Source organism: Flavobacterium sp. Arc3 (assembly GCF_041431375.1).
Lineage (GTDB): Bacteria > Bacteroidota > Bacteroidia > Flavobacteriales > Flavobacteriaceae > Flavobacterium.
The window spans coordinates 43,166-51,373 of record NZ_JASMRI010000030.1; the positions used below are offsets into that span (position 1 = coordinate 43,166).

The window sequence follows — 8,208 nt, forward strand, 5'->3', positions numbered from 1 at the left end:
GTTTATAAAAATTTAGTAATCAATGGCTGATTCCTCTCCACTTTAATTGCTTTACCAAAGACATGTCCGTACTGATATTCTAAAATAACGCCATTTACAAAAGGAAGTTTATCGGGACTAGCCACTCCTCGCAAAGCCTTTGTAAAGTATACTGTCAACTGCTGGTTTTTATAAACACCAACGGCTTCTACACAAGAATACCCCAAAATTATTTTTTTATTATTGGTATACTTCCAAGAGATTCTTGGCAGTTTCTCAGTAGTCACTATATTATTAACGGTTTCTTTATAGCTATTTGTTTTATAATCTTTTATTATTTTTAACGGACTATGGCTAGTTGAAATAGACATATTACTGACAAATTGCACCTTGCTTTTTGGATCATCTACTTTAGTAATTCCTTTACTAACTTCTTCTTTCTCTTGTGCTATAATTTCATAATAAACTTCGTTCCCCTGAATAGTCATAGTCGATTCTTGCTTGTTATTCTGGACCAATTTTAAAGCACGTTCTCTAATATATTCTGGCAAACCTTTCACTGCATCTTCTTTCAAAATCGTTTGCTTTTCGAATACAACTTTAATACCCGATTGGGCATTACTTTGTAGAAAAAACAAACTACATACAATAGCTAACCCTACTCTTTTATATGTATCTTTCATCTTAATTATCATTTCTTATATGTACTGAATAGCTTTCAATTTTAGCTCCTGCTTCATCAACATACGATTTTGGCTCCAAATCTTTTGCTTGTAAAATATCCAATTCCTTCTTACTGATAAAAATGGCATCATTAGGTACAGTGGCAATGGGCAGTTTATAATCAAAAAATTCTATTTTAGTTGCGTAAACCACTTTTTTATTAGATTCTATGCTCAGCACTAATCCAGGTATATCAATTGGTGTTATTGGACCGTCTATTACAGCTATGTCCTGCGTATACCAGTACTGAATGGTATCCTTATTTGATTTTAATGCATATGCCGATAAACAATTATATCCATCGATAATTTTGGTTTTACTATCGTAATGTAACTCCTCTTTTTCAAATGGTGCTTCTACAAAGTACTCTTTGTCACTAACCGATGTACTATTAGTACTAATTTCCCTTTTAAAATCTTTTAAATACCAGACTTTAAAGGGTTTCAATATCATACCTAAATTTTGATCCGTTGGTGTACTTTTCTCTTTTGAGGCAATAACTTTTTCTTTAGTATTGACACTTTCGTATAAAGAAAGATCTCCGTTGTTAGTCAATTCAAAATAGGTGGGTGCGGTCATAAAGTTTTTTAACTCTTCCCTACTGTCCTCTGGTAATTGATTAAAAAAACTATCATTGTAGATAAACTTCTGCTCATAAGAGACTTTGATTGTCTTTTGGGCTACAGACAGAATAGGAATGATTAAAGAAAGAAATAATAAATATGGTTTCATGGTAAGATATTTTAATAAGGAGTGGTAAACCACTCCCTAATATATGAATTTCAATATTAATCTACAATAGCTGCAAAACCATCATCGCATGTAACTAAAGTTGCATGATGAAATTTCAGAACCATTCCTCCGTGACCATCACTTTCTCCACTTGCCCATCTAATAGTACTAGTTTCACAACCTTCTACAATTTGACCTTCTACTATATTTGAATCAGCTAATGTGGAAAGACTTGAAGATGTCTCAAAATCTATAGCTGTTTCAGATATGTTTTTTTCCGTTGCAAAGGAAGTTAGAGAAAAGGCAACTAATAAAGTTGCACTCAGTAAAAATTTTTTCCTAATATATAATATTTTGGTTATTGTCTTGTTAAACTATTTAACAACTGGTTTTGGACGTCCGAGAACAAAGCAAAAAAAAACAATAAAACCTAATTATTATACTACAAATAAATTTATTTTTTTTACAATTTAACTTACAAGTTAATAAGTACACGGACTTACAAAGCAATGAATTTCTATTAGTTACAAAATACGAGTTTAAAAAAAAAGAATAAAACATAACATCAGGATAATATTACTAATGACTTCCAGACAGTACCAATAAAGATCAAATTCTAAAAGCGATACTCCATTTTAAGCAATATATACCTAGGAACTAATTGATACTCTGTTTGTGAAATACTGATATCCGAGACACTGTAGTTTTTGAACGTTTTGGTATTAAAAAGGTTGTTTCCAGAAAGGAAAAAAGTAAGCTTATTGGGGTTTACCACATACCGAGCTTCGGCATCCAAAAAATAATATTTATTGTTATCCTTGCCTAAATTTCCAAAATAATAGCGCTCGCCTTGAACTTGTACATTAAATTTATCATTGAACTGCATCGACAAGTCTACAAAGCTAATATTATCAGTAAAATCGTTTCTTACAGTGGTTTGTACTTGATTGTAATTCCACTTCGAACCCAAGTGATAATTAAAAAAACCTTTGAATCCAGACCGCAGTTCAAAACCATAATCAACAACTAGATTAGTGACTTCTCTTAAGTTTGTATTGTTTACACTATTCTTAAAGTTGCTTTGGTTTGCTCCCAGCGTTAGCTTTAAGTTAGATTGTATCGTTTTAAAGTACCTATCAATATTTGAGGACAAAGAGACAAATTCTCTATCCTTGATGATGATTTTTTCGGACTGCGAATAATTTTGAGTTATGATCGAATTAGTACTGTAAAAATCATTATTTTTACAGTATAACAGAAAGGTATTAGCAAAAAACTTGTCACCCCAACTACCATTAGTGTAATTTAAAATTGCAGAAGAGGAATTTAATTGATTAAAATCATTAAGCCCTTTTGAAAGCGAGCGAAAACCGGTTTGCACAAAGCCCGAATACAGATCCAAAACAGCTGCGTTGGTCCTATTGAAGGAGTAGCTCGTCATGATCTTATTCTTTTCATTTATCTTCCAGTCTAAACCTATTTTTGGAGTGATAAAAAACGGACTTTCAGTACTACTAACGTCAAAATTTTCTATCCAATTAAATAATTGGTGGAAATCGGATTGCATTAGTAGTGAGAAATTATTGAGCTTAAAACGGTACTTAACCGCTGCATATAGATCTGTAGCGCCGTATTTTAAATTATTTTGATAGCCATCAGGAGTTGCTACATTATCTTGGCTATCAACTAATTCAAAACGAGTATTTAAATGGTCTAATCTAAACTGACTACCGCCCTTTAATTCCAGTAAATCTCCATTTTCTTTTTTATCTAACAAATGCCCTTCTACTCCTGCAAACTGCATACTATTCTCTGAAAATTGCTTTGTCATATTTGCGTTATCTGAAAATAAATCTTGAAAAAGAAACTGGTTAGCCGAATAATTCTGAGGTGTTTTCTCATTGATATACCTACCTGAAAGCACAAAAACATTTTTGTCTTTAAACTTATTCGTAAAAACTATTTTTTGGTCAAAAAGCTTATTGTTAGTATTTAATCGCTCGTTTAACAAGTCAGTATTAAAAAGTAAATCGCTTCTGTTTTTCTCCTTAGTAGTATTGAATTTCCCTGTGTATTCCAGTGTTTTAGTTTTAGAAATATCGTAGGTTAAATCTAGTTTTCCAAATCCTGTGATCTTGGTTTTTCTACCCACAAAATCTTCTGTGTTCTGGAAACTAGTTGCTGCAACTGCGAAGGTTTCAAAGCTATTTCTAAAAAAATCATTTTCATCCGTATTTAAAAACCCCAATGCTTTTATTTTCACTTTATCTGAAAGTGTAAAAATGCTATTTAGTGAAAGCGTCTCGGCATTGTTAAAATTAACTCTCTTCTGTTTCAAGTTAGGTAAGTCAGCAGCCAGCCCTAATAAACGAGTCGCGCTTTGGTTATCACCAATACTGCCCGGCTCATCAAACCGGAGAGGTCGCACCAACATATTTATATCTCCTACGGCATCAACACCTACATTATTAAAATTAGTCAAAAAATAATGTTTCGCTTTTTTACCAAAGTTCATTAAATTGGCTCTAAAATCATATCTGTTTTCTGAAACTAAGCCATAGCCCCCAACAGCATTTCCAAACCAAATTCGCTTGGCATCTTCTTTTAAAGTGAGGTTCAATGCCACTTTATTACTGTTTTCAATACCTTTTAAATGCTTATTATTTGAATAGCTTTGATAAAGCTCTACCTTCTCAATTGGACTTACGGGCATGTTTTTAGTAAGCAATTTATATCCTTTTTCAAAAAAATCATCTCCATCAATCATGACTTTTTCAATTTCCTGGTTGCCCATTTTTATAGTTCCTTTGGCATCAATATTTAACCCAGGTATCTTTTTTAATAAATCTTCTACTACTTGCTCGTTTCCTTGCAAAAACGATTTTGCATCAAAAACAATAGTGTCTTTTTTGATAAATATTGGCTTTTTTATATCAAGTACTATTTCTTTAAGTTCTATTGGCTTCGTTTGTAGTATGAGCCCATCAAGTTCAATTAAATTTGTTTTATTGTTAATTAATTCAATCTTGTTTTCTTCATAGCCGATTGCCCTAAAAACTAAAAATTTTCTAGTATTATCATAAACTTCAAATGAAAAAGATCCATTTTTATTTGTAGAAGTATAGTAAAGCAAATCCTCGTTTTCGTTGATTAACAAAACGCTTACATTTTGCAAACTTACATTTTCGCTAGTTTTGACACTACCTTTGATTAAAGTTTGAGAAAAAACTGTGCTGCTCAGTATAAGAAAGAAAATAGTAGAGTACACTGTTTTACTTTTGGTAAGCAATTTTTTAAGATTTTGTTTATTATGACTACTACTAAAAAAAATAAAGCGCATAATTTTAATTAAATTGCATTTCTGTACGATACTCATTTACAGGCTCTTTGTCGAACTCAAAAGTAGTCGTCATTCCAAATTGAGCACCTCTACCACCACTTCTTGACTTAATAGTTTGAATTTTATCTTGAACTTTTTTAACTTTTTTAGCATCAAAATCTTTAAATGATATATCCTCAAACCTAGGGTCATTTTGAGCTTTAATAAGAATTTCTTTTTCGGAAACATTACTATTATATGAAACCGTTTTCGCCTGCCATTTATAAATTTCTTTTAGGTCATCAACTTCTAGAATAAGACCCGGAAGGCCATTAAATTTCCACGGACCAAGCGAAACAGGAATTTCCATAGTATACCAAGCGTAATATGTTCTACCTCTAAATTCAACAGAAGCTTTTTTACAGTCGTATTCTCCTATTTTTTTTCCTTCATTTAATAATTTCCAGTTCATTTTTGGCAGAGGTTCTTGAACAGCAAAATAACCATCTACATACAGATTTTCAAAAACTCTTTCAGTTAATAAATTATTTGCTCTGTCAATAATAATTTCTGGTAATAATTCTTTCTTAACACTACCTTTGGTGAACATTAAAGCGCTTTCATTAGAGACTAAATTATCTGTTATTTTATTTTGCACCACTGAATTGTAATAAGAGGTGTTTTTTGAAACAAGTAATGTTCCTAAATCTAAATTTATATAACCCTGAGTATATATCCGATATTCGTTGTATTCGACTTTTAAAATTGCATCGTTAGCATTTTGGCTAAAACAAAATTGTGACAATAAAATCACTCCAATAATCAATTTTTTCATTTTTTTATCTTTACTAAAGGCAGTCTTATGACTGCCTTGTATTTTTAAACAATATTTATTTTTATTGATTTATATAAGCACTTACATCTTCCATAAGTTTTGAATCGTTACACGGTAACATTCCAGGCACATCAGTCACCGTGATCTCACCAATATTTTGAAAAGTCCTAGCATCTATAACATCATAAGTACAAGATTTAACAATAAGACCATCTAACTTTACAAATGATGTCTTAACAAGATTTAATTTTTCTGATTTTTCTAAAACTTTATTTAAGTCTGTAGAGTTTGCAAAAGCAAGTGTTCCGGTTAGCATAAATGCTAAAGATAATACGATTTTTTTCGTAATATTAAAATAATTTGGTTATTAACCTGTTAAAATATTTAACAAGTGGTTTTGGATGTCCGAGAACAAAGCAAAAAAAAAAAAAACAATAAAACCTAATGTTTATACTACAAATAATAAAAAAAAGACAAGATTAATCGTACAGTACCGAAAACACTGGGACTACAACTCATTTAAAAATAACGACTTATAATTCTACGACTTAAAAATGACAAGATCACACCCAAAAGGTTAATTACACTAAAAAAACCATCACTAAATCAATGTCAGCTTCGTTATTTTAAAAAAACAAAAGAATAAATTTGAGTTCTACTATCTTTGAAAACACAAAACAATTTACAATGGACGATCCAATTAGATGCGGCTGGTGCTTGTCCAGCGACTTATACAAAGAATACCACGACCAGGAATGGGGAACTCCTGTTTATGATGATGCCACTTTGTTTGAATTCCTTATTTTAGAGACATTCCAAGCCGGACTCAGCTGGATTACCATCTTGAATAAAAGGGAGAATTTCAGGAAAGCATTCGACAATTTCGACTATAAAAAAATAGCCCGATATTCAGAAGAAAAAATTCAGGAACTACTTCAAGACACAGGTATCATTCGTAACAAACTCAAAGTACGATCTGCCGTTTCAAATGCAACTGCTTTTATGAAAGTCCAGGAAGAATTTGGAAGTTTTTCAAAATACATTTGGGCTTTCACAGATGGTAAACCTATTATCAACAATCCAAAAACACTTCAAGACGTTCCTGCCACTACTCCACTTTCTGATGCAATAAGTAAAGATTTAAAAAAACGTGGTTTCAAATTTGTTGGCTCCACAGTTATCTATGCAAACATGCAAGCCACCGGAATGGTCAACGACCACGTGACCGACTGCTGGACAAGAAAACATTAAATAGTGTTCACTCTCCGTTTGCAATTGCGGTATTTTGTCGCCATTTCTAAAGTATAGCTTTATACTAAGTAAAAAAATAATGGAACTAAAAATCTAAATCAAGCAATTTGAAGCAGATGTCTGAAGCAATCAAAACCTAGCCGATATTTAATTTCCTAAATTACAATTCGCTGTTGTAGAAGCAATCAATATTATCGTTATTTCATTACCCAACTAAAACGACCACCACCTATCCCAATCTGACGAAAGTTTACTCATTTCAGCAATCCATTCTGATCAATACCGTTACTCAAACGGAAATTCAATTGCTATCCCAAGAAGAACAAAAAGAGAATAAAAGCGAGGCACAAGAAAAAGTGTCTATAAATCCACCACAGCGTTTAAGCGAATCCAATTCATATGCGATCCTTCACAAAAACCAAACAACTTTAAAATACTAGAATTCGATAAAAAAAATATAAAATATAAAGAATCCCATTCGTCAAAATGAATGGGATTTTTTTACACCTAATAGTGACATTAACCATATCTCATAAAATCAAAAGTGATAAAAAAAAGGGTCAAAAAACCCTGATAAAAATCCAAATTATGCACTTAAACTGAATTATTAAACACTTAAACAAGTAAATTTTAAAATGAAATAACATTGAGTAATTTTACTCTCAGATAACTTAAAAACATAACATCATGGCAAGATTCTTACTACTATTCGGAATAGTTTTAATCGCATTAACTATTGCGAGCAACACTAAAAAAGAAAACAAGAACAATAAGAAAGTTGTTACTTTTATCGAAACTCAAACTAATCCTGTAATTGCTAGCAATATCGATTTTAGCGTTAAAGAATTACAAGCTAACTAAGACGCTGTAATCGCACAGAGATTTTTTACACAATAAAAAATAACATAATCTAGATATAAAATTTCCTTCAAAAGAGATTATTAACATTATAATTAATAGCAACTCTTTTTATTTCATTCTAGCATGTATTTTAAAAACCAATGCATTTGCCCCATGCAGTGGTATATTTATCAAATCACTTGTTTTTAAAAGTAAACTTATTTAGGTTAATTACAACTTCAGGCTTAAATACTTACATTACCTAATAAACACTCAAGAATTACTCACTCCTTCCCTTTATCTTTTTTTAGTATATAAATATTAAAAACTACGATACAATTGGTATGTACCGCCTGACAATTACACTAAGAATACTATGATCAAGAATGGGACAAAACCTATTTATGATCACCTTTCTTTATTTGACTTTTTAATTCTGCACACTTTTTATGGGATCAAGCGCAAAAGTTGGGGATTATCCAAAAAGGTTAGATAATCTGAACAAGAAAAAGTCGATTTTCCGAACCCC

At 31.3% G+C, this 8,208-nt stretch carries 8 protein-coding genes; 3 read left to right on the forward strand and 5 right to left on the reverse strand.

Annotation, left to right across the window (positions count from 1 at the left end):
* Nucleotides 1-2: 2 nt before the first annotated feature.
* Entirely contained in the window at nt 3-662 is a 660-nt protein-coding gene (locus QO200_RS17245; RefSeq protein ID WP_371542657.1) for a GLPGLI family protein, read from the reverse strand.
* A 1-nt stretch (nt 663) separates the two neighbouring features.
* Nucleotides 664-1,434, reverse strand: a complete 771-nt coding sequence (locus QO200_RS17250) for a GLPGLI family protein (protein WP_371542660.1) — start codon at nt 1,432-1,434, stop codon at nt 664-666.
* A gap of 222 nt (nt 1,435-1,656) precedes the next feature.
* On the opposite strand from QO200_RS17250, the gene QO200_RS17255 reads away from it, so the two are divergent.
* On the forward strand, nt 1,657-1,908 hold the full coding sequence (locus tag QO200_RS17255; protein ID WP_371542663.1) for a hypothetical protein: 252 nt from the start codon (nt 1,657-1,659) through the stop codon (nt 1,906-1,908).
* A 142-nt stretch (nt 1,909-2,050) separates the two neighbouring features.
* Here QO200_RS17255 and QO200_RS17260 read toward each other — a convergent pair whose 3' ends face one another.
* The 3 genes from QO200_RS17260 to QO200_RS17270 form a co-directional block, all read right to left on the reverse strand.
* A complete protein-coding gene (locus tag QO200_RS17260; RefSeq protein WP_371542665.1) occupies nt 2,051-4,591 on the reverse strand; it encodes a TonB-dependent receptor in 2,541 nt (846 codons plus the stop codon).
* A gap of 187 nt (nt 4,592-4,778) precedes the next feature.
* Nucleotides 4,779-5,588, reverse strand: a complete 810-nt coding sequence (locus QO200_RS17265; RefSeq protein WP_371542667.1) for a GLPGLI family protein — start codon at nt 5,586-5,588, stop codon at nt 4,779-4,781.
* Nucleotides 5,589-5,649: 61 nt separating this feature from the next.
* Entirely contained in the window at nt 5,650-5,904 is a 255-nt protein-coding gene (locus QO200_RS17270; RefSeq protein ID WP_371542669.1) for a hypothetical protein, read from the reverse strand.
* 371 nt (nt 5,905-6,275) lie between these two features.
* On the opposite strand from QO200_RS17270, the gene QO200_RS17275 reads away from it, so the two are divergent.
* Nucleotides 6,276-6,839: a DNA-3-methyladenine glycosylase I gene (locus QO200_RS17275; protein WP_371542670.1), complete on the forward strand. Its 564-nt coding sequence runs from the start codon at nt 6,276-6,278 to the stop codon at nt 6,837-6,839.
* Between the two features lie 687 nt (nt 6,840-7,526).
* A complete protein-coding gene (locus tag QO200_RS17280) occupies nt 7,527-7,700 on the forward strand; it encodes a hypothetical protein (protein WP_371542673.1) in 174 nt (57 codons plus the stop codon).
* The last annotated feature ends 508 nt before the right edge of the window (nt 7,701-8,208 follow it).